The sequence below is a fragment of the Stenotrophomonas sp. YJH_SMC_25 genome, from assembly GCF_059369595.1.
Map to the genome: position 1 here is coordinate 108,731 of NZ_JCAFSV010000009.1, position 21,319 is coordinate 130,049.

At 65.5% G+C, this 21,319-nt stretch carries 20 protein-coding genes; 7 read left to right on the forward strand and 13 right to left on the reverse strand.

The genetic code is table 11. From position 1 onward, the window contains the following. Positions 1–49: 49 nt before the first annotated feature. From AC5P7E_RS13760 to AC5P7E_RS13775, 4 genes are all read left to right on the forward strand, one after another. Entirely contained in the window at positions 50–286 is a 237-nt protein-coding gene (locus tag AC5P7E_RS13760; protein WP_024956430.1) for a hypothetical protein, read from the forward strand. Positions 287–345: 59 nt separating this feature from the next. Continuing rightward, the gene (locus AC5P7E_RS13765) at positions 346–573 is read left to right on the forward strand and encodes a hypothetical protein (protein ID WP_223846394.1); all 228 of its coding nucleotides are present in this window, start codon (positions 346–348) and stop codon (positions 571–573) included. Positions 574–711: 138 nt separating this feature from the next. Then, the gene (locus AC5P7E_RS13770; RefSeq protein ID WP_043035472.1) at positions 712–1,563 is read left to right on the forward strand and encodes an endonuclease/exonuclease/phosphatase family protein; all 852 of its coding nucleotides are present in this window, start codon (positions 712–714) and stop codon (positions 1,561–1,563) included. 35 nt (positions 1,564–1,598) lie between these two features. Further along, the gene (locus tag AC5P7E_RS13775; protein ID WP_080334826.1) at positions 1,599–2,555 is read left to right on the forward strand and encodes a toll/interleukin-1 receptor domain-containing protein; all 957 of its coding nucleotides are present in this window, start codon (positions 1,599–1,601) and stop codon (positions 2,553–2,555) included. A 50-nt stretch (positions 2,556–2,605) separates the two neighbouring features. On the opposite strand, the gene AC5P7E_RS13780 is transcribed toward AC5P7E_RS13775, so the two are convergent. Then, positions 2,606–2,869: a hypothetical protein gene (locus AC5P7E_RS13780; RefSeq protein ID WP_049395953.1), complete on the reverse strand. Its 264-nt coding sequence runs from the start codon at positions 2,867–2,869 to the stop codon at positions 2,606–2,608. Positions 2,870–3,008: 139 nt separating this feature from the next. Between AC5P7E_RS13780 and AC5P7E_RS13785 the strand changes: the two genes are divergently transcribed. Continuing rightward, entirely contained in the window at positions 3,009–3,386 is a 378-nt protein-coding gene (locus AC5P7E_RS13785; RefSeq protein ID WP_005409114.1) for a VOC family protein, read from the forward strand. A 41-nt stretch (positions 3,387–3,427) separates the two neighbouring features. Here AC5P7E_RS13785 and AC5P7E_RS13790 read toward each other — a convergent pair whose 3' ends face one another. The 6 genes from AC5P7E_RS13790 to AC5P7E_RS13815 all read right to left on the reverse strand — a co-directional run bounded on the left by AC5P7E_RS13790 (position 3,428) and on the right by AC5P7E_RS13815 (position 11,237). Then, positions 3,428–4,849 carry an efflux transporter outer membrane subunit gene (locus AC5P7E_RS13790; RefSeq protein ID WP_005409113.1) on the reverse strand — a complete coding sequence of 474 codons (1,422 nt, stop codon included), beginning with the start codon at positions 4,847–4,849 and terminating at the stop codon, positions 3,428–3,430. Continuing rightward, a complete protein-coding gene (locus tag AC5P7E_RS13795) occupies positions 4,843–5,580 on the reverse strand; it encodes an SDR family oxidoreductase (RefSeq protein WP_043035476.1) in 738 nt (245 codons plus the stop codon). Before AC5P7E_RS13795 ends, AC5P7E_RS13790 begins: the two co-directional genes overlap by 7 nt. Before the next feature lie 64 nt (positions 5,581–5,644). Continuing rightward, positions 5,645–8,815 carry an efflux RND transporter permease subunit gene (locus AC5P7E_RS13800; protein ID WP_005409111.1) on the reverse strand — a complete coding sequence of 1,057 codons (3,171 nt, stop codon included), beginning with the start codon at positions 8,813–8,815 and terminating at the stop codon, positions 5,645–5,647. Between the two features lie 112 nt (positions 8,816–8,927). Beyond that, positions 8,928–10,151 (reverse strand): efflux RND transporter periplasmic adaptor subunit, encoded by a 1,224-nt coding sequence (locus AC5P7E_RS13805; protein WP_005409110.1) that lies wholly within the window; start codon positions 10,149–10,151, stop codon positions 8,928–8,930. A 91-nt stretch (positions 10,152–10,242) separates the two neighbouring features. Next, complete coding sequence (locus AC5P7E_RS13810; RefSeq protein ID WP_005409109.1) at positions 10,243–11,013, reverse strand: SDR family NAD(P)-dependent oxidoreductase; 771 nt, start codon at positions 11,011–11,013, stop codon at positions 10,243–10,245. Beyond that, positions 11,010–11,237 carry a hypothetical protein gene (locus AC5P7E_RS13815; RefSeq protein ID WP_005409108.1) on the reverse strand — a complete coding sequence of 76 codons (228 nt, stop codon included), beginning with the start codon at positions 11,235–11,237 and terminating at the stop codon, positions 11,010–11,012. The genes AC5P7E_RS13810 and AC5P7E_RS13815 overlap by 4 nt, the downstream gene beginning before the upstream one ends. A 147-nt stretch (positions 11,238–11,384) precedes the next feature. Here AC5P7E_RS13815 and AC5P7E_RS13820 point away from each other — a divergent pair, with 147 nt between their 5' ends. After that, positions 11,385–12,416 (forward strand): LysR family transcriptional regulator, encoded by a 1,032-nt coding sequence (locus tag AC5P7E_RS13820; RefSeq protein WP_005409107.1) that lies wholly within the window; start codon positions 11,385–11,387, stop codon positions 12,414–12,416. Positions 12,417–12,595: 179 nt separating this feature from the next. Here AC5P7E_RS13820 and AC5P7E_RS13825 read toward each other — a convergent pair whose 3' ends face one another. Together AC5P7E_RS13825 and AC5P7E_RS13830 are read right to left on the reverse strand one after the other, a co-directional pair. Continuing rightward, on the reverse strand, positions 12,596–13,291 hold the full coding sequence (locus AC5P7E_RS13825; RefSeq protein ID WP_005409106.1) for a YiaD family glycine zipper/OmpA-like lipoprotein: 696 nt from the start codon (positions 13,289–13,291) through the stop codon (positions 12,596–12,598). A gap of 139 nt (positions 13,292–13,430) precedes the next feature. Continuing rightward, positions 13,431–14,846 (reverse strand): cryptochrome/photolyase family protein, encoded by a 1,416-nt coding sequence (locus tag AC5P7E_RS13830; protein ID WP_062606082.1) that lies wholly within the window; start codon positions 14,844–14,846, stop codon positions 13,431–13,433. 109 nt (positions 14,847–14,955) lie between these two features. On the opposite strand from AC5P7E_RS13830, the gene AC5P7E_RS13835 reads away from it, so the two are divergent. Next, on the forward strand, positions 14,956–15,540 hold the full coding sequence (locus AC5P7E_RS13835) for a hypothetical protein (protein WP_062606080.1): 585 nt from the start codon (positions 14,956–14,958) through the stop codon (positions 15,538–15,540). 19 nt (positions 15,541–15,559) lie between these two features. On the opposite strand, the gene AC5P7E_RS13840 is transcribed toward AC5P7E_RS13835, so the two are convergent. From AC5P7E_RS13840 to AC5P7E_RS13855, 4 genes are read right to left on the reverse strand one after another with little or no spacing between them, the layout of a single operon-like run. Continuing rightward, positions 15,560–16,174 (reverse strand): inorganic diphosphatase, encoded by a 615-nt coding sequence (locus AC5P7E_RS13840; protein ID WP_024956423.1) that lies wholly within the window; start codon positions 16,172–16,174, stop codon positions 15,560–15,562. Between the two features lie 13 nt (positions 16,175–16,187). Continuing rightward, positions 16,188–17,537, reverse strand: a complete 1,350-nt coding sequence (locus AC5P7E_RS13845) for a purple acid phosphatase family protein (protein WP_231347565.1) — start codon at positions 17,535–17,537, stop codon at positions 16,188–16,190. Positions 17,538–17,551: 14 nt separating this feature from the next. Continuing rightward, positions 17,552–18,637, reverse strand: coding sequence for a phytase (locus AC5P7E_RS13850; RefSeq protein ID WP_032966030.1), 1,086 nt, complete (start codon positions 18,635–18,637; stop codon positions 17,552–17,554). A 29-nt stretch (positions 18,638–18,666) separates the two neighbouring features. After that, positions 18,667–21,201: a TonB-dependent receptor gene (locus tag AC5P7E_RS13855; RefSeq protein WP_265330842.1), complete on the reverse strand. Its 2,535-nt coding sequence runs from the start codon at positions 21,199–21,201 to the stop codon at positions 18,667–18,669. Between the last annotated feature and the right edge of the window lie 118 nt (positions 21,202–21,319).

Below are 21,319 nucleotides of genomic sequence, written 5' to 3' on the forward strand. Positions count from 1 at the left end.
TACACACGCCATGCGCATGTGCGCGATTGCAGAAGCAAGGATGATGCTTATGAAACTGCAACTGGCCGCGATGGCTGCATTGATGTTGGCATTGGGTAGTGTGGTACCGGCAACCGGCCACGCGGCCGGGTCCCCCGGATCGACGACCGATTGCGTGCCCGTAAGACTTGGGCCCAACCTCGTGCATCAGCGCTGCACCGTCACCCGCACTCTGGCAGACGGCACCGTTCTCACGTCGGTGTACTGGATAGACGAGAACGGTCAGTGGTACCTCCCGGCAGACTGATCTGCATCGGACACCGACTACGACTCCAAGGAGTGTGATCAATGACGCTGCACAATCGAATGACCGCTTTTTCTTTCGCTGCAGTAGTTGCACTTGCCGCCCTGGTGCCCTCGCCGCCGGCGAATGCAGCCGAAGAGGTCGGCCTGCAGGAGGAGTGCGTGCCCTTCCGCATCAGCGGCAACGTGTTCCACCAGCGTTGCACGTTGTACGTGGTCCATGACGACGGCACCCGCGTAGTCAGCGACCACTACAACCGCGACGAGAACGGGATGATCTACGACCCCTGATCGGGCAAGGGGCATCTGCCGGGCGGAGCGTCCAGCGCCCGTCCGGCATCTCCCAGTCGCCCATCCCGGCATACCGCTGCCCTCGCCTTCCATGGCATGCTTCATGAAACCGTTTTCATGGAATGGAGGGATTCCACGATGTTGTCGCGTTTCCGTCGCCCCGCGCTGTGTGCGCTGCTGGTGCTTGCGCTGCCTGCCGTCGCCTGGGCTGCTGCACCGGCGCCACTGAAAGTAATGTCCTTCAACGTACGCACCCCGGCCGATACCGAACCGGGCAAGCGCTGGCCCGACCGCCGCGATGCCATGGTCAAGGTCATCCTCGATGCGCACCCGGCTGTGATCGGCACCCAGGAACTGGTGAAGGAGCAGGCCGACTACCTGTCCGAACACCTGCCCGGCTACCGCTGGTTCGGCGAAGGCCGCCGTGGTGGCAGCGGTGACGAACACATGGGCGTGTTCTACGACAGCAAGGTGCTGGCCATCGAGGAGTCCGGCAACTTCTGGTTGTCCGATACACCCGACGCACCCGGCAGCATCACCTGGGGCAACCTGTACCCGCGCATGGTCACCTGGGCCCTGTTCCGCCGCCTGGACGATGGCCGTCGTTTCTATTTCATGAATACCCACCTGCCCTACCGCGACGAGGATGAACCGCGCCGGGTGAAGGGTGCCGAGCTGATCGGCAAGCGCGTGGAAGCCCTGCCGGCCGATCTGCCGGTGGTCCTGACGGGTGACTTCAACAGCGAGCCCGGTGGTGACACCTACAAGGCATTCACCCGCCTGCTGCAGGACACCCGTACCCAGGTGAAGGTTCCGCAGGGGCCACGCCTGACCTTCCACGATTTCACCGGCAAGGCCACCGTGCAGCTGGACTGGGTGCTGGTGCGTGGCTTCCATGCACGCAGCTTCCTGACCGATGACCGTCGCATCGACGGCGTGCTGCCTTCGGATCATTTCCCGCTGGTGGTCGAGCTGGACTGGCCTGAGTAGAATCCGGTCGAATCCAAAACAATCATACTGACTGAATGGACACACCTTGGCGCGAAGATGCATCTGTCTTCATTTCTTACGCTTGGGGCGGGCAATTTCATGCAAAGGAATGGATCCGTAGCGACATTGTCCGCAACTTGGATTGGAAGTATCGAGTCTTTTGGGACAGGGACAGCGTCGGTTTTGGTCAAAACATCGACAAGCTGATTGAACGCGCGTTTGCGGAACGCCCACTGATCGTTTTCTGCCTTTGTGACAGCGACTTTCTCTCGGCCATGTCGAGACCCGGCTCAGGATTGAATCGCGAACTGGCTATGCTGGAGAAGCACGTGGATCAGTCCGACGTGCGAATCGTCCCAGTCATCCTCGATGCTGAAGCCCGCACAGCACTCCCTCCTGTTCTACAAGGACGAGCATACCTGGATCTCACCGAACTGCATTCGGAGAGCATTCCATTGGGTGAATTTCTGCTCGCGGCAACCGATGGATCCACGCAAGCCCAGATTACACAGGGGGTACGGCAGCGTCTCGAGTATCACGCACTGAGCAAACGTGCACTTTGCTGGCTTCAGCACCACGGAGTGAGATTTACCGGCTCAGCGAGAACCCATGAAGTTCTCTACAACGGCAGGCTCCTTACGCCACCAGACTGGATGTACGAGAGCCCCGACTGGAACTACATGATTCACGATGACAACGAGGACTTCTGTCCGGCAAAGGGTCGCTGGCTCTGGGACCATAGCGGTCCTTCTCTCGCGATGCGGGCCCTGGGAACTGCTGTTGCTTCGGTGCTGTTCCTTGACCGTTCAAGGCCGGAGCTGCATGGAGCATTCAATTCAGCCGGCTCCGTTCTTGCTGAAAAATTTTTCTGCTACATCAAGTCCCATGAATCATTTCATGTTGATGGAGAAGAGATCATTAGAACGTTACTGAATAGTTCCGATGGCTACCGCGTGATGTCGCGTCTATTCCCACCTGCAGGCCAAGTGTAATTCTGGAAGTGTGGCCATTGCTTCGTTCAGGATCTCAATGCGGTGCAATCTCAATGCCGCGGCTGTCGCGACATCAGCCGGTACAGCGCCTGATGCTGGTTGCGTGCCTGGCAGATGCGGGCACCGACCGCCAGAAACACGGAGATGCCGATCAGGCCCAGCCCCAGCATCTGGTCCGGCAGGCGCATGAAGCCGATCGCAGCCGCCATGGTAGCCAACACCATCAGCACTACGACCGCTACCGACAGCCCTGCGCCAGGCGGTCCCGGATCACCAAACAGCATGCGCTGGGTATCACGTTTGTCGTCGCTCATCGCCTTCCCTCCTGGAATCTGCCCCACTAGTTACACCGCAGGCCCCGGTTCTGGCAGAGTCAGAAACGTCATGACTGTGACAACGTCCACAGCAAGCGACGCGCTACCCTCCCTCCATTCCCGATCTGCGGAGGACGTCATGGCGCACCAGAGCCGTCTGGCCGGATTCATCATCGACTGCCAGGACACGCCCGCTGACGAAGGCGCACGCTTCTGGGCGGCCGCACTCGGTCTGCAGGCGCAGCCGTCGTATGGCGAAGATGGAGCCGAGTACGCCGACCTGCAGGGCGCACCCGCGGGCCTGAACGTGGAAGTGCAACGTGTCGCTCACCCCTCACGGGTGCACCTGGACATCGAGAGCGATGACATCGACGCCGAGGCAGATCGACTGGAAAAACTCGGCGCGCGCCGGATCGGCTTCGTCAAACGCTGGTGGGTGATGGAAGCACCCACCGGCCATCGCTTCTGCATCGTGCGCATGCGCGAGCGCGACACACCGGCCAATCACTGGCCCTGACAGAAGAAAGGGACGGAAGCCACTGCTTCCGTCCCCTGCGGTTACTGCACCTGCGCCACGCTCGGCGGCTGCGGTGATTGCCCCCAGCCACCCAGTGCCTTGTACACGCCCACCACGCTGACATTGACCTCGGACTCAGCCGCCGCCAACGCATCGTCGGCCGCCAGCTGCGTGCGCTGCGCATCCAGCAGGGTCAGGAAGTCTTCCGAGCCCTCGCGGTAGCGGATCTGCGCCAGCGACTCAGCCCGGCGTGCCGCCTGCGCCTGCTCGACCACGATCGCCAACCGCGCCTGCTGCTTGGAATAGCGGGTCAGCGCGTTCTCGGTGTCTTCCAGCGCCAGCAGCACGGCCTGCTCATACTGCGCAGCCACACCCTCGGCTTCAGCCTTGCTGGCACGCAGGCGTGCACGCACGGTGCCGAAGTCGAACGCGGCCCAGCTCAGCGACGGCGTCAGCGACCAGGCCTTGTTGTTGCCATTGACCAGGCCACTGGCGTCGCCGCCAAGGAAGCCGACGAAACCGGACAGTGACAGCCGCGGGAACAGGTCCGCAGTGGCCACGCCCACCCGCGCGGTGGCAGCGGCCAGGCGACGCTCGGCCACGCGCACGTCGGCGCGTTGGCGCAGCAGCTCGCGGGTATCGCCCAGCGGCAGCGCCTTGGCAAATGCCGGCACGTCGTGCGGCGCAAGCATGGCGGTCAGTGTTTCCGGACGCTGGCCCAGCAGAACCGCCAGGCGATTGCGCGACTGCGTTTCGGCCACTTCCAGCAGCGGGATATCGGCCTCGATCGCCTTCAGCCGGGCGCGACTGCTCTGCACGTCCAGCTCGCTGCCGGCGCCCAGCTCCCAGCGCGCCTCGGTCAGCTTCTGCGTATCGCGCAGGTTGACCAGGGTGTGCTGGGCCACCGCGATGCGCTTCTGCGTACCGCGCAGCTCGAAGTAGTTGCGTGCCACTTCGGCGGCGACCAGTACCTGCGCATCGGCCAGGTTAGCCTGCTCGGCGTCCAGGTCGGCGCGCGCGGCTTCTGCTGCACGGCGCTTGCGGCCGAACAGATCCAGCTCCCAGCCGGCATCGAAGCCGAGCTGGTAGCTTTCACTGAACACCCGCTGCCCACCCAGCTGCGGATCGGGTTGCTTGCGGCGGTCGTAGCTGCCGCCTGCGGTGATGTGCGGCGCCTGGTCGAAGCGGCTTTCGACGAACACCGCGCGGGCCTGGCTGACGCGGGCCACGGCCACGCGCAGGTCCAGGTTGTCCGACAGTGCGCCGTGCACCAGTTCTTCCAGCACCGGATCATCGAACTGCGCCCACCAGCTGGCCACCGGCGAGGTAGTGCTGAACACCGGCTGCTGCGCCCCCTGCAGCACCACCGGTTCCTGTACCGGGGCCTTGTAGTTGGGACCGACGCTGACACAGCCCGCCAGCACCAGGCTGGAGACGGCCATCGCCAACGTGCGGATCACCATGGCAGCACCTCACCCAGGTAGGTGAAGCTGCCGCTGGCACCGGATTCACCGATGAGTGCCATTTCCACGCTGGACCGCGCCCCTTCGCTGATTTCGATCTCGCCGTTGCCGCCGTTCATGTCGGTCTTGACGTAACCCGGATGCACGGTATTGACCTTGATCGGCGTGTTGCGCAGTTCGTAGGCCAGGCTCAGGGTCCAGCTGTTCACCGCGGCCTTGGAGGCGTTGTACGCCGGAATCTTGAAGTCATAGATGCCCGAGGAGGGATCCGCGTGCAGGGTCTGCGAGCCGAGCATGCTGGACACATTGACGATGCGGCCGGACTTGGCCTGCTTGACCAGCGGCAGGAAGGCCTGGGTGACCGCCACCAGCGCATACACGTTGGTGTCGAAGGTGCGCTTCCAGGTCTCGAGCGATTGCTCCGACGGCGCCTGCGCGGGATTCTCGATCATGATGCCGGCATTGTTGACCAGGATGTCGAGGCGGCCATGGCGCTGGCGTACCTGCTCGACCGCTTCGGCGATGCTGGCCGCGTCGGTCACGTCCAGTTGCAGGGCTTCGACCGGCAGGCCTTCAGCCTGCAGCTTCAGCGCCAGCTCAACGGCGATCTCACGCTTGCGACCGGCCAGCAGCGTGTGCACGCCCGCCTGGGCCAGCTGGCGCACGGTTTCCAGGCCGATGCCACGGGTGGCGCCGGTGACCAGCGCGATCTTGTTCTGATGGGTATTCATGGATGCATGCCTTGTGAGGGGGAAGCCGCCGCCGGCCATTGACCGGCGGCGACGGGGTTCCATGTCAGTGGTGGATGGTCGGCTCGCCGTGCTGCACCAGCTGGCCACCACCGTTGCGGGTGACGAACTTGCGCAGGGCCACGTAGAACACCGGGGTGAGGAACAGGCCGAACAGGGTCACGCCCAGCATGCCGGCGAACACGGTGATACCGGTCACCGAGCGCACCTCGGCACCTGCACCGTGCGACAGCACCAGCGGCACGGTGCCGGCGATGAACGCGATAGAGGTCATCACGATCGGGCGCAGGCGCAGGCGGCAGGCTTCCAGCGCAGCTTCAACGATTCCCTTGCCGCCCATCTCCAGTTCTCTGGCGAACTCGACGATCAGGATCGCGTTCTTGCACGCCAGGCCCATCAGCACCACCAGGCCGACCTGCACGAACACGTTGTTGTCACCGCCGGTCAGCCAGACGCCGAACAGCGCGGACAGCAGGGTCATCGGCACGATCAGGATCACCGCCAGCGGCAGCGACCAGCTCTCGTACAGCGCGGCCAGCACCAGGAAGGCCAGCATGATCGCCACCGGGAACACGATGAAGGCGGCCTTGCCCTGGGTCGCCTGCTGGTAGCTCAGGTCGGTCCATTCGGTGGTCATGCCCACCGGCAGCACCTTGCCGGCGATCTCGGTCAGCTTGGTCATCGCCTCGGCCGAGGACAGCAGGCGCGGGTCGGCTTCACCGGCCAGGTCCGCTGCCGGGTAGCCATTGAAGCGCAGCACCGGGTCCGGGCCGAAGGTCTGCTTGATGGTGACCATCGAACCGATCGGCACCATCTCGCCGCGGTCGTTGCGGGTACGCAGCTTGCCGATGTCCTCGACCGTCTCGCGGAACGGACCGTCTGCCTGGGCGATCACCTGCCAGGTACGGCCGAACTGGTTGAAGTCGTTGACGTAGGCCGAACCCAGGTAGGTCTGCAGGGTGTCGAACAGTTCGGTGAGCTGCACGCCCTGTGCCTTGGCCTTGACGCGGTCGACCTCGGCATCCAGCTGCGGCACGTTGGCCTGGTAGCTGGAAATCGGGAAGGCCATGCCCGGCGTCTGCGCCACGGTGCCCTGCATCGCCTGCACCGCATTCTGCAGCGCGCCGTAGCCCAGGTTGCCGCGGTCCTCGATGAACATCTGGTAGCCGTTGCCGTTGCCCAGGCCGAGGATCGGCGGCGGCATCATCGCGAAGGCGAAGCCTTCCTGCAGGCCGGCGATCTTCTGGTTGATCTCGGCATTGATCTGCGCAGCGGTACGGCCATGACGCTCGGCGAAGGGCTTGAGCGGAATGAACGCCACACCGGTATTGGGCGTATTGGTGAACTGCAGCGCGTTCAAACCCGGGAACGAGATGGTGTGAGCCACGCCATCGGTTTCCTGGGCGATCTTGGCCACCTTGCGCAGCATTTCATCGGTACGCGCGATCGACGAACCTTCCGGCAGCTTCACGCCGGCGATCAGGTACAGCTTGTCCTGGGTCGGGATGAAGCCCGGCGGCACCAGCTTGAAGATCACGCCGGTACCGACCAGCAGGATCGCGTAGACCACGAACACCGCGCCACGTCGGCCGAGGATGCGGGCCACGCCACGCTCGTACTTCTCCGAGCTGGACTTGAAGAAGCGGTTGAACGGGCGGAACACCCAGCCGAACAGGCGGTCGATCAGGCGGCTCGGGCCATCCTTCGGTGCGCCGTGGGCCTTCAGCAGGCGCGCGGCCAGGGCCGGCGACAGGGTCAGCGAGTTGATCGCCGAGATCACCGTGGAGATGGCGATGGTGACCGCGAACTGCTTGTAGAACTGGCCGGTGACACCGGACAGGAACGCCATCGGCACGAACACGGCACACAGCACCAGCGCGATCGCCACGATCGGGCCGGACACTTCGCGCATGGCCTGGTGGGCCGCGGCGGTGGGCGACAGGCCTTCCTCGATGTTGCGCTCGACGTTCTCCACCACCACAATCGCGTCGTCGACCACGATGCCGATCGCCAGCACCAGGCCGAACAGGCTCAGCGTATTGATCGAGAAGCCCAGCAGGTACAGCGCGGCGAAGGTACCCACCACCGACACCGGCACCGCGATCAACGGGATGATCGAGGCACGCCAGGTCTGCAGGAACAGGATCACCACCAGCACCACCAGCGCGATCGCTTCCAGCAGCGTGGAGACCACGGCCTTGATCGAGTCGCGCACGAAGATGGTGGTGTCATACACCGCTTCGTACTTCACGTCGGCCGGCATGGTCTTCTGCATCTCGTCCATCGTCGAGATGACCTGGTCACGGATTTCCAGCGCGTTCGCACCCGGCGACTGGAAGATGCCGATACCGACCGCGTTCTTGCCGTCCAGCTGCGAGCGCAGGGTGTAGTCACCCGCACCCAGTTCCAGGCGGGCCACGTCGGACAGGCGTACGATCTCGCCATCGGTGCCGCTCTTGAGCACGATGTCGCCGAATTCCTTTTCGGTCTTCAGCCGGCCCTGGGCATTGATCAGGGTCAGGAACTTGCTGTCCGGCAGCGGTTCGGCGCCGAGCTGGCCGGCCGACACCTGCACGTTCTGCTCGCGCATGGCGCGCACCACGTCGCTGGCGGTCAGGCCGCGCGAAGCCACCTTGTCCGGATCCAGCCAGGCGCGCATGGCGTAGTCGCCACCACCGAAGATCTGCGCATCACCGACGCCCGGAATGCGCGCCAGTGCATCCTTGACGTGCAGGCGGGCGTAGTTGCGCAGGTACAGGGTGTCGTACTTGCCTTGCGGGGAGGTCAGGTGCACCACCATCAGGAAGGTCGGCGACTGCTTCTGCGTGGTCACGCCCTGCCGGCGCACGTCCTCGGGCAGGCGCGCCTGCGCCTGCGCCACGCGGTTCTGCACCTTCACCGCCGCTGCGTCCGGGTCGGTGCCCGGGCGGAAGGTGACGGTCATCTGCAGCACGCCGTCGGAACCGGCGACCGACTTCAGGTACATCATGCCTTCGACGCCGTTGATGGCTTCTTCAAGCGGCGTGGCGACGGTCTCGGCGATGACCTTGGGGTTGGCGCCCGGATAGACCGTGCGCACGACCACCGACGGCGGCACCACTTCCGGGTACTCGCTGATCGGCAGGATTGGAATCGTGATCAGGCCTGCGGCAAAGATCACGATCGACAGCACCGCCGCGAAGATCGGCCTGTCGATGAAGAAACGGGAAAAGTCCATGGAGGAATTCCTGGGAAAGGCATTCGGCGGGCAACAGCCACCCTGCCCCTCGCCGAAATGACGAAGGCAGGGAAGGCTGCCGCTGGCGCCGGCAGCTAAGCGGGGACGCGGATCAGTGCTTCAGGGCAGCGGTGGCATCGCGGCCCGGTGCCGGCGCCGGCTGTGGCTGCATCGCCACCGCCTTGGCCTGCACCGGCATGCCCGGCATGAAGACCTTCTGCACGCCGTCGATGATCACCTTGTCGCCCGCGGCCAGGCCGTGTTCAACAATGCGCAGGCCATCAGCGGTGCGACCAAGCTGGATGTCGCGGCGCTGGGCCTTGCCATCCTTGTCGACCACGTAGACATACTTGCGGTCCTGGTCGGTCAGCACGGCCTTGTCATCGATCAGCAGCGCCTGGAACTGGCCGCTGCCGAGCAGCTGCACGCGGGCGAACAGGCCCGGCGTGAACTGGCGGTCGGCGTTGTCCAGCAGTGCGCGGACGCGGATGGTGCCGGTGCTGCGGGCGACCTGGTTGTCGAGGAAGTCGACCTTGCCCGAGTGCGGGTAGCCCTCTTCGCCGGACAGGCCAACCTTCACCGGCAGTTCGCTGTCACGCTCGCTCGGGCGCTCGCCCTTGCGTGCCATCTGGGCGTAGCGCAGGAAGGTGCTTTCGTCGGCATCGAAGTAGACAAAGACGGTATCCAGCGAGACCAGCGTGGTCAGCACGCTGGCACTGTCGCCGGCGGTGACCAGGTTGCCGGCGGTGACCATCGCGCGACCGGCACGGCCGTCGATCGGTGCACGCACCTTGGTGAACTCCAGGTTGAGCCGGGCCGCGTCCAGCGCAGCCTGCGCGGCCTGCACGGCGGCACCGGACTGGTCGGCGGCCGCGCGACGCTGTTCGGCGGTCTCGGTGGAGATCGCCTGCTGCTCGGACAGTCGCTTGGCACGCTCGGACTCGCTGCGGGCCAGCGTGGCCTGGGTGCGGGCGCGGGCCAGCTCGGCAGCCGCTCGATCGTACTCGGCCTGGTAGCTGCGCGCGTCGATGGTGAAGAGCACTTCGCCCTTCTTCACTTCCTGGCCTTCGACGTAGTTGACCTTGTCGATGTAGCCGGACACGCGCGGGCGCAGTTCAACGCTCTGCACCGCTTCGACGCGGCCGCTGAATTCGTCCCACTGGCTGACCTGCTTGACCAGTACCGGCGCGGCGCTGACCTGCGGCGGCGGCGGTGCACCGGCTTCTTCGGCGTGGCCGCCGCTGCAGGCCGCAAGCACGGCTGCGGCGAGGATCGACACGCCGACCATCGCAATGCGATGGCCGAAACGATGTGGGGTGGTATTGGGGGAAGTCATGGCATGCATCCGTACGGAGGGGTGGTACAGCTATACGAGAACGTGTTGCAAAAATCGGCGGCGTATCCTGCGACCTCAACCATGGTCGAGGTCAAGCGACGCCTGCGGTATCGCGCCACAAAGGGGGAACTTCCAGGTGCAGCAGGCCGCGCGGCAGTTCGGCATCGCTGCTGTCACAGCGGACGATGGCACGGTTGTCGCGGCAACCATCCAGCAGCGACACAACGCGACGACCCACCAACAGCGAGCTGGGCCACTCGATGCAGGCATTGGCCGCATTGGCCGGGGTGCACACCGGGCTGCAGACTTCCAGCATCTGCGCGCGCACGCCCAGCGCCTGCGCTTCCTGGTGCACGACCTGCGCGTACATGCGCAGCGCGGCGGTGGTGATCGAGGTCTCGCCGTAGCCCGCCCATGGCTTGGCGTTGGCCGGGCTGCCGATCATCACGTAGCGGCGCGCATGCACGTTGTCCTGCAGCAGCGGCAGCAGGTGACGCACCGCGTGCACGTGCGGCATCAGATCGGCCTGCATCGCGCCCATCAGTTCGTCACCGTTGCGGTCGACCACGCGACCGCGGCGGTACGGTCCACCCATTGCGGCGATCACCGCCGCCAACGGGCGCGGGCGCTGCGCGATGCGTTCGGCCAGCGCGCGCGCCGATCCGTCGTCGCTGAGCGACCCCAGCAGCGTCTCCAGGCCCGGCTCGTCAGCGAACTGCTCGTGCAGCGCCGCCAGCCGGCCCGGATCGCGGCCGACAACCAGTACCGGGCTGCCGGCCTCCAGCAGCGCGCCAACCACACCCTGGCCGACGGCACCGGTGCCGCCCAGGACCAGGACTTCAGGCGTCAGCATCCCATTCACGGGACATTTCCTCCCAAATCCGGGATAGTCCCGATTCGGCGCAGGCGGTCACCCTTGTGAGGGGCCAGGCGGATGGCACCGCCACGCTGCTGACGCATGGGCGCGGTAAACTCACGAAAGTCCTTGTGTACCAAGGAACTCGGACGGGCTTCGACGGTCATCGCCAGGTCCAGGGTGTTCTGGCCGGCGTTCCGGAGTCGGGCAAGAATGTTGCGCAGGCTCATGGCGGACGGGCTCCAATTAACGAATGGCGCCACGATAGACCTCAAACCTTTACTTGATTAGTCCTGATTAAGGGGAATAATCATCCCGCTCCCGGTCCAATCGTTCTGTCACGATTGTCCCATCCCCGACGTCCAGGATCCCCGACCATGTCCCACGATCTCAACGAGACGCTGATCTTCGTCAAAGTGGTCGAGCAAGGCAGCTTCATTGCCGCTGCCAAATCGCTCGGCCTGCCCAAGACCACGGTCAGCCGCAAAGTGCAGGAGCTGGAAACGCGCTTGGGCGCGCGCCTGCTGCACCGGACCACGCGCCGCCTCGGCCTGACCGAAGCCGGTTCGATCTACCACGAACATTGCCAGCGCATCGCGCGCGAACTGGAAGAGGCCGAGAGCGCGGTGAGCCAGCTGCAGTCCGGCCCGCGCGGCTGGCTGCGCTTCACCGTGCCCTATTCGATCGGCATCACGTGGATCGCCCCGCTGCTGGGCCAGTTCCATGCGCAGTATCCGGAGATCCGCCTGGACATGCACATGGGCAACGAAAAGCTGGACCTGATTGCCGGCGAAGCAGATCTGGCGCTGCGCGTGGGTGCCCTGCCCGATTCCAACCTGGTCGCGCGCAAGCTGGGCAGCCTGCGCACGCAGGTATTCGCCAGCCCGGCCTACATCGAGCGCTACGGCGAGCCGCTGCATCCGGAAGAGCTGCAGTTCCATCGCATCCTGGCGATGCGCAAGCCGTACCACACCGGAAATTCGCCGCGCTTCACCTGGCAGCTGGGCGAGAACGGCGGCGAGCTGCGTGACTTCCCGGTCACCCCGCTGATGACCGCCAACGACATGTCTGCGTTGAATGGTGCATTGGTCTGTGGCGAAGGCCTGCTGCTGACCGGCGACGTGATGGCCAAGCCGTTCGTTGAATCAGGCATGGTGCGCCGCGTGCTGGCCGGCTGGACCGGCCCGGAAGTGGACTTCAACGCCGTGTTCGCAGGCGGCCGCCTGGTTTCGCCGAAGGTGCGTGCGTTCGTCGACTTCCTGGTCGAAAAGCTCAACTTCGACGCCAATTACATGCTGGCGCAGTGCCCGGGTGCGAAGCTGGCGCAGCAGCAGAAGGAAAAGGAAGACGCCGCTCTGGAAAGCAGCGGCAAGCGGATCCTGGAGAAGGTGGCCGCTTCTGCGGCGTAGCCTGCAACAAGAGCGCCTACCCATCTCCTGGTAGTTGCCGACCTTGGTCGGCATGGCTTACAGAGGGGTGCGCTATCGGCGTGCCGAGCAACGCTCGGCACCCACAAAAATGCCGCCTGCAAGGGCGGCATTTTCGTTCCGGCCGATGGCCGGACCGGCTCAAGCAGTAACGCTACGCGTTATTGCTTGAGCGGAATCACCCGGATCTCGACGCGGCGGTTCTTGGCGCGGCCGGCGTCGGTGCTGTTGTCGGCAATCGGGTACGACTTGCCGGCGCCCAGCGTTTCGATGCGCACGCTCTGCACGCCCTGGCCGATCAGGTACTGCGCGACCGAGTCGGCACGTTCCTTCGACAGGCGGTTGTTGACCGCATCGCTGCCGATGCTGTCGGTGTGGCCGACCACTTCGATCATGGTCTGGTTGTAGTCACGCAGGGTGCCTGCCACGCCATTGAGCGCGCCGTAGAACTGCGGCTTCAGGGTCGACTTGCCGAAGTCGAAAGTGATGCCGTCCGGCAGGTTCAGCATGATGTTGTCGCCCTGGCGCTGCACATCGATGCCGGTGTTGGCAGTGCGCTCGCGCAGTGCGCGTTCCTGGCGATCCTGGTACTGGCCGACGGCGGCGCCGCTGAGCGCACCGATACCGGCGCCGATCAGGGCATGCTGGCGGCGCTCGGTGGCGCTGTCGCCGGTCAGCAGGCCGGCTGCCACGCCGATGGCGGTACCGATCAGGGCGTTGCGCCCGGTGCGGTTCTGCTGCTCGGTGGGGTTGCCGTACTGGTCACTCTGTACGTAGGAGCCGCCGGTGGCGCAGGCCGACAGGACGGCCGCGCTCATCAGGGCCAGTGCGACGTTGCGGGTGGTGTTGCGGATCATGAGGTTCTCCTTGGTTTCCGGTTGGCCGGCGGCCTGCGGGCGCAAAGAGAATAAACAGCACGATGCGATGCCGGAATGATGATCGGGCACCGCGACAGGCCCACGTTCAGCTAACTGACCGGATCGCTCAGGTCGCCCTTTACCCTGCCCCCGACTGACGGTAAGCCGCCAACGCGGCGTCGCGGCCGGCGGCCAGATCCACCAGCGGCGTGCGTGGATAGTCCGGGGCGTGTGCCGCCAGCAGCAACGGATGCTGCCAGGGCGCGAATCGTGCCTTCACCGGCAGTGCGGCCAGCTCGGGCACCCAGCGGCTGATGTAGCGGGCCTGCGGGTCGAACTTCTCGGCCTGGGTGACCGGATTGAACACGCGGAAGTACGGCGCAGCATCGGCGCCGGTTCCCGCCACCCACTGCCAGCCCATCGTGTTGTTGGCCAGGTCGGCATCGACCAGGGTGTCCCAGAACCATCGCGCGCCATGCAGCCAGTGCGCACGCAGATGCTTGCACAGGTAGCTGGCGACGATCATCCGCACCCGGTTGTGCATGTAGCCGGTGTGCCACAGCTCGCGAAGCCCGGCATCGACGATCGGCACGCCGGTGTTGCCGCGCTGCCAGGCGTGCAGCTGCGCCTCACTGGGCGTTGCCCATGGGAAGCGATCGAAACGCGGGTTGAGGTTGTCGGTGGGCGTCTTCGGGAAGTGATGCAGCAGGTGGTAGGCGAAGTCACGCCAGCCCAGCTGGCGCAGGTAGCCGTCGATGTCGGCGTCGGCGCCGGCGCTACGCAGCCCTTCCAGCGCATGGGCAATCCGCCAGGGTGCGATTTCGCCGAAATGCAGGTGCGGCGACAGCCGCGAGGTCCCGACACGGTCCGGCAGGTCACGCTGCTCGCGATACCCGCGCAGGGCACCGTCTTCAAAGACGGACAGTGCTTCCAGCGCACCGGCTTCGCCCGGCTGCCAGTGCTCCCAGAAGCCGGTATCCCAGTCCAGCGTCGGCGCCAGCTGGAGATCATCCAATGCCAGGCTGTCGACCGCGTGCGGCGCCAGTGCTTCCGGTGCGGCCTGCAGTGCCGGCAGGCGCCAATGACTGAGTACATTGCGCCAGTACGGCGTAAATACCTTGTACGGCTGGCCCTGCTGGGTGGCGATGTCCCAAGGCTCGAACAACAGGCTGCCATTGCAGCTCTGCGCGTCGATGCCCTGCTCGCGCAGCATGCGCTTGATGGTGGCGTCGCGTGGCTGGGTGGCCGGTTCGTACTTGCGGTTCCAGTACACCGCCTCGGCGCCGGTCTGCGCGATCAGCAACTGCAGGGCCGGCAGGCTGTCACCACTGCGCAGCACCAGCGAGGAACCGCGCGTGCGCAGGTCCGCATCCAGCGCGGCCAGTGAACGGTGGCGCCACGCATCGGAGGCGGCACCCGGCGCCCACTCACCTTCTTCGTGCGGCGCATGGATGTAGACCGGCACCACGTCGTGGCCGGCATCCAGCGCGGCCTGCAGGGCCGGATTGTCCTGCAGCCGCAGATCACGGCGGAACCATACCAACGCTACCGACACAGGTACTGCCTTCGTTGTGGAAGGCGCACATGATAGCCAGCGGTGGTGAAGGGGATGCGCGCAGACGCCGTCTGCTAGGCTGCACGGCCGCTACCCGTTGGACTCTGACATGGATGATCTGCACGCCTCATTCGCCCGCTTCGGGCTGCTGCATGCGCAGCACGAGCGTGACTGGCAGGGCCCGTTCCCGCTGCCCACGGCACTGGCGTCGTTCTACGCGCAGGTCGGGCCGCTGGGCGAAGAGATCAATGCCAAGGTTGGCCGCGCCGGCATCACCGTTCCCGGCCTTGATGTCTGGATACCGCCACTGCAGCGCCTGTGGAGCCAGCAGGCCGGCTATCGATGGCATGGCGTCAGCGGCGAACGGATCAACGACTGGCCATCGAACTGGCTGGTGATTGCCGATCGCGGCGCTGATCCGTTCATCCTCGACCTGGACGACGGCCGTGTGCTGTTCAGCCACCACGGCGCCGGCCTGCTGGATGCCGGCGAGATCACTGCCGATGTGCCGACCTTGATGGCGGCTCTGGCTGCTGCAGGCACGGTGTACCTCGATGCCGGCGATGACCTCTACAACGACGATGACGATGGCGGCATCCGTCCTGAACACCGGGAGGCAGCCGTACAGGCGGTGGCCCGGGTACTGGGCGACCGCCTGCAGGCCGAGTTGTTCATCGAGACGTTGCTGGACTGAATCCAGCCATGGCGTGGATCTATTTCTCGAAGCGCTTCATCGCTTCGCTGATCAGCGTCCGCGCCTCGGCAGCGTTGCCCCAACCGTTGAGCTGCACCGGGTTGCGCCCGGCCGGCAGGTCCTTGTAGACCCGGAAGAACGCTTCGATGCGCTGTCGTTCGATCTCCGGCAGATCGGCCAGGTCGCGGATGTTGGCGTAGGTCGGGTCAACCTTGTCGGTCGGCACGCCGATGATCTTCTCGTCGTGCTCGCCGCCGTCGACCATCTTCAAGTAGCCGATCGGCCGGAAGCGCACGATCACCCCCGGATGCAGGGGTTCACGGGTCAGCACCAGCGCGTCCAGCGGATCGTTGTCGCCAGCCAACGTGCGCGGCATCGAACCGTAGTTGGCCGGATAGGCGACCGGCATCGACTGGAAGCGATCCACATGCACCAGGCCGTCCTCCTTGATCTCGTACTTGGTGACGCTGCCGGCCGGAATCTCCACCGCCAGGTTCACTTCCTGCGGCGCCTGCTTCGGCTGCGCCACCAGGAACGGGTGCAGCACGCCATCGGCGGCGGCCACCGCGGTCGCGAGCAGGAGCAGGGCCCCGCCGATGGCAGCCATGGGGACAAGACGATGCACGGTTTTCATCTGGATCTCCTCCTCATTCCCAGCAGCGATCGGCGCGGCCCTTGGCAGTCTGCGCGCGCGGGCAGTCACGCGGCGTGATGCGGCCTTCGGTCAGCTCCGTGCGCTGCTTGCCGCCCTTGGCGTCGCGACGCAGCTCGAAGGCATCGTAGAGTCGCCCGGTCACCGTGCGGGCTTCATAGCGCAGGTGCTGCGGATCGATGTGCAACACCTGGAACAGCTGGGTGTCCTCGGCCACCGGATCCATCGTCCTACGTGCCTCGTCGGAGAGACGGTACTGCTTCGGCCCCGCCACGGTCACCACATACTGCGGCGTCGCGGCCTGTCCTTCACCACGGCGGCCATAGGTGTGATCGTGGCCCTGCAGCACCAGATCGACGTTGTGGCGACGAACCACCGGCAGCAGCACGTCACGCAATGCGGCGTTCTCGCGCCCTTCGCGCGGCGAATAGAACGGCTGGTGCAGCAGCACGAGCGTCCACGGCTGCGGATTGCCGGTCAGTACCTTGTCCAGCCACTGCGCCTGCGCCTTGGCCGTGCCAAGGTCGAGTGCCGACGTGCCATCGACCACGGCGACGCGCACGCCCTGCGCATCGAACCAGTAGCTGGTCTGTTGTGCGGCGGATGCCCCATTGCCCGGCAGCGCGAACGTCACCGGCCAGTGCCTGCCCAGCACGCGGCGTTCCTGCGGAGTGTCCTCGAACTCCTCGACATACTCGTGGTTGCCGATCGCCGGCGCGACCAGGGTTTCCTGCGCCAGCCAACCGGTGGCGGCAAACCATTCGCCCCACTCGCTGTCATCGGCACCATCGCCCCCACTGACCAGATCGCCAGCGAACAGGCTCAGGCGCGCCTCGGGTGCGGCCTTCTGCGCGGCGCGCACCACGCGGCTGACATGGCTCACGTTCTTGTTCTGGGTATCTCCAAAGTACAGCAGGGTCAGCGGCTGGTCGGGCGCAGCCAGCGTGCGCAGCTGGTTCCAGGCGCTCCAGCTGCCGTTGCCCTGCACGCGGTAGACGTACAGGGTATCGGGCCGCAGGCCGCTGACATCAGCGCGGTGGTGGTGCGACAGCCCGTTCTCGGTCTGCAGCGCGCGGGTCGTGGCGCGCACCTGGCGGATGCCCTCGATGGCCGGTGAATCACCGGCAAGGGCAATTTCCAGCAGCGGCGCCTGCACGCTGCCGTCGGTGCGCCAGGCCACGGCGAACCCATGGCCGGGATCGAATGCCGGCGAAGCGACAATGCGGTCCGGCACCGTCGTCGCTGCGTAGTGGCGGCTGCCCGCCGGCACCTGGGTGTTCGCTTCAGCCGCCGCGAAGCACAACGACGGCACCGCCAGCAGCAGGCCCAGCGCCAACGTGTGCATCAGGCAACGACCGCTCACGAACCACACTCCAGCGGCAATGCCAACTGCTTGGCGATGCTCTCCCAGTCGAACGCCACCACGCCCTGGTCGTCATGCACCGCATACAACGCGCCATGCGGGAAGCGCGCGCTGGGCTGCTGCATCATCCAGATGCCATCGGTGTTGGCCACGGTATTGCCCTGGAACGCGCCGACCGGCTTCAGGGTATGGCGGTCGAACAGGTGGAACACGCTGCGCTGCTTGCCCTGTTCGGTGGTGATCCACCAACCATCCTTGCCGCAGGTGCGCAGGGTTACGCCCTCGGCCTGCGCCTTGAACACGTCGCGGCCGAAGGTGGTGCCGGTGAAACGCCCGGCCAGCGTGTAGACCTTGAACTCGCTGGCGTAGCCCTCGTCCTCTTCGGCGATCAGCAGGCGATCGTTCTCGGGGTCGCCCCAGATCGACTCGACCACGCGCAGGGCACCCGCCTCAGTGGTATCACCGATGCTGGCCACGAGCTTCGCTTCGACCTTCGCGCCATCGCGGGTCACCTGGTACTGGCGCACGCGCTTGTCCAGCTCGGTCAGCGGCGGCAGGATGTCACGGCCCTGTGCATCCTCGCCGTTGTCCCAGGAGTCGGTCACGTAGACGCTGTAGCCATCGGCACGGCGGTCGACCCACAGTCCGTACGGCTTGCGCAGGTCGTCCGCAGCGAAGGTCGCCAGTGGAGTGAAGTCCGGCAGGCTCAGCACCTGCACGCGGTGATTGTCGCGCTCCACGATCCACAGCAGATCGTCGGTCACCGCGATGCCGTTTGGGCGATCGAACTGCCCTGGCGCGGTGCCGCTGCTGCCTACGTCGCGCAGGTGCTGGCCGCTGCTGCCGTCGTAGACCACCAGCTTGTCGGTGGCCTTGGCAGTGGCGATCAGCCAGAGCTTTCCGTCAGGTGCACGCCAGGCGGCAGGCGAATCGATGTTGTCAGCCGGCGTCATCGGTGAAAGGAATGCCTCGGCGATGGTGGTCACCGCACGCTCGTTCGTGGCCTTCGCCCCGGGCTTGGCCACGGCCGGATCATTGCCGTTGGCCGGCGTGCAGCCGGCCACCAACGTCACGGCCAGCATGGTGGCCAGCAGGGTGATGCGAGGCCCGCTCACAGTGCCACCTTCAGGCCCAGTGCGTAGGTGCGGCCATATTCTTCCATCTGCAGGGTGCGCGAGCGCGTGCCCTGGTACAGCTCCAGCGGCTTGTCCAGCAGGTTCTGTGCCTCGAAATACATGCTCACGCGCGGAGTGAACCTGTAGTCAAGCGAGAAGTCGAGCTGGGTGTTCGGCGCTACGTAGATGTCGAAGGCACGGCCGGCACCAAGGGTATCCAGGTACTCGCTGCGGTGCACGGCTGCCACGCGGGTGCTCAGGCCGTACTTCTCGTAACCGATGTGCGCGCTGTACACGTTCTTCGAGGCGCGCGGCAGGGTGAAGTCCTCACCCGCGCGCTTGGCCAGGCCCGGGTCGAAATCAGTGTCCAGCCAGGTGCCGCTGGCACCCACCAGCAGGCCATCCCAGCCAGCCGGGAGGAACGACAGCTGCTGCTGCCAGTTGAACTCGGCGCCGCGCACCTTGGCCTTGTCGCCATTGACCGAGGTCACCACCGGCAGGCCGTCGTAGATGCCGTCGGCGCCGGCCTGGCGGACCTGCACGATGTAGCCGTCGATCAACTTGTGGAACACGCCCAGCGAGAGGATGCCGCTGTCGCCGATGTACTTCTCCACCGACAGGTCGATGTTGGTCGACTCGTACGGATCCAGCTCCGGGTTGCCCAGGCGCACTTCATTGTCGTTGCGGGCCAGGCCGATGCGCGGCGAGGCATCGCCGAAGCCCGGGCGCGCCACCGTCTTGTTGGCGGCGAAGCGGAACACCCAGTCGTCGCTGGCGTCGTAACGCAGGTGCAGGCCCGGCAGTACGTTGTTGTAGTTCTTGCTGGCGGTGACCCGGGTCGCGGTGTAGGAGCGCCCGTCCTTGGCCACGTCCACGCGATTGCCGGTGGCGCTGAAGCGGGTGTTCTCCACACGCACGCCGCCGATCACACGCAGCGCACCGATGTCCCAGGTGCCCATCGCATAGCTGGCGAACACGTCTTCGCGCGCGGTGTAGTCGCCTTCCAGAGACGTCGCGGCGTTGCCACCGACGTCCTGCGGACGCGCGCTGTATTCGCCACCGTGCTGCGACCAGTAACTGCGCATCGCCGACGAGTCCATGCCCTGCCCCATCGGGCCGTGGCGATGTTCCGGCGAGCCGGTGGTCCAGTCACTGAGCTTGATCGCCGGACCCACGCGCAGCGACGCCTCATCGACATTCACGTCACGGTCGCGCCAGCGCCCGAGCAGGCCGAACTTGTAGCTGCTGTTGTCGCCGTCGAAGCGGATGTTGACCTGCGCGCTGCGCTCCTCGTCGTCCACCCTCTTCGGCTTGGCCACCACACGGTCGAACTTGTAGTTGGCGTTGTCCAGCCACTGGTCGTTGTCGAAGGTGTAGGTGGGCAGGCGACTGCGCTGGTCCAGCGTGCCATTGAAGGCCTTGCCGTTGAGCTTGAAGCGCGACTCGATCTCGTCGTCCACGCGTTCTTCGGTGCGGGTATAGCCGATCTTGTAGTCCAGTACCGCGTCGGTCAGCTTGTTCTCGCCACCCAGGCTGGCGGCGAAGGTGTTCTCTTCCTTGGTCCGGTAGCGCATGCGCTTGTCGATCGAATCCTTCGGCATGCCGGCAAGTCGATACTGGTCGGTGCCGGTGGCGATCATGTCGGCGCTGTTGAAGTTGAAGATCACGCGCTGGCGGGTTTCGGCATCGTCGAACTGGCTGTACAGCGTGCGCAGGTAGTAACGGCTGTCCTCGTTCGGGCGCCAGTCGAAATTGAGGTTGGCGCCGATGCGCTTGCGCTCGATCTCGTACTTGCGGTTCTGCAGGTTCAGCGCGGTGATTTCGCCCGGGCGGGTGGTGGTCGGATCCTTGTTCCCGCTGACATCACCGTACTCCACTTCGCTGTTGTCCGATTCGAACGTCCGCTTCTGGTAGTTCACGCCGGCGGCGATGCCGAAGGTGTCGTTGAACACTTCGCTGTAGTTGAAGGCGGCCTTCGGGCTGGTCTCGCCCGAAAGCTGCTGGTGGCTGCCTTCGATCTTGCCACGCAGGCTGCGGCCCTCGCGGTCGAACGCCGAGGCGGTCTCGACCAGGATCGCGCCGCCAATGGCGTCGCCCGGCATGTCCGGGGTCGGTGATTTGACCACCCGCAGGCGCTCGGTCGAATCGGACGGGATCACGTCCATCGGTGCGGCGCGGCTGGAGTTGTCCGGTGTGCCGATGGCGATGCCGTCGACGCTGACGCTGTTGAGGTTGGCATCCAGTCCGCGCACGACCACGTAGCGGCCCTCGCCCTGGTCGCGCGTCACGCTGATGCCCGGCAGGCGTTGCAGCGACTCGGCCACGTTCTTGTCCGGGTACTGGCCCAGCGCGTCGGACGACACCGCATCCTCGATGGCGTTGCTGCTGCGCTTGAGGTCCACCGCGCGGATCTGCGATTCAAGCTGGGCGCGCACTTCAATGCGGTCCAGGTCGACCGCATCGGCGGCCACTGCACCGGTGGCGGCAACCGCCTGCTGCCCGGCGGCCTGCAGTGGTGCAGCAGCCCCCATCGCCAGGGTCAGGGTGATGGCAACGGCCAACGGAGTCTTGATATGCACTGGGAATCCCCATTCCTGTTAAGAATGGGTCTGCACGGTATGTCCGCAAGGTTGCATGGCAATGACATGC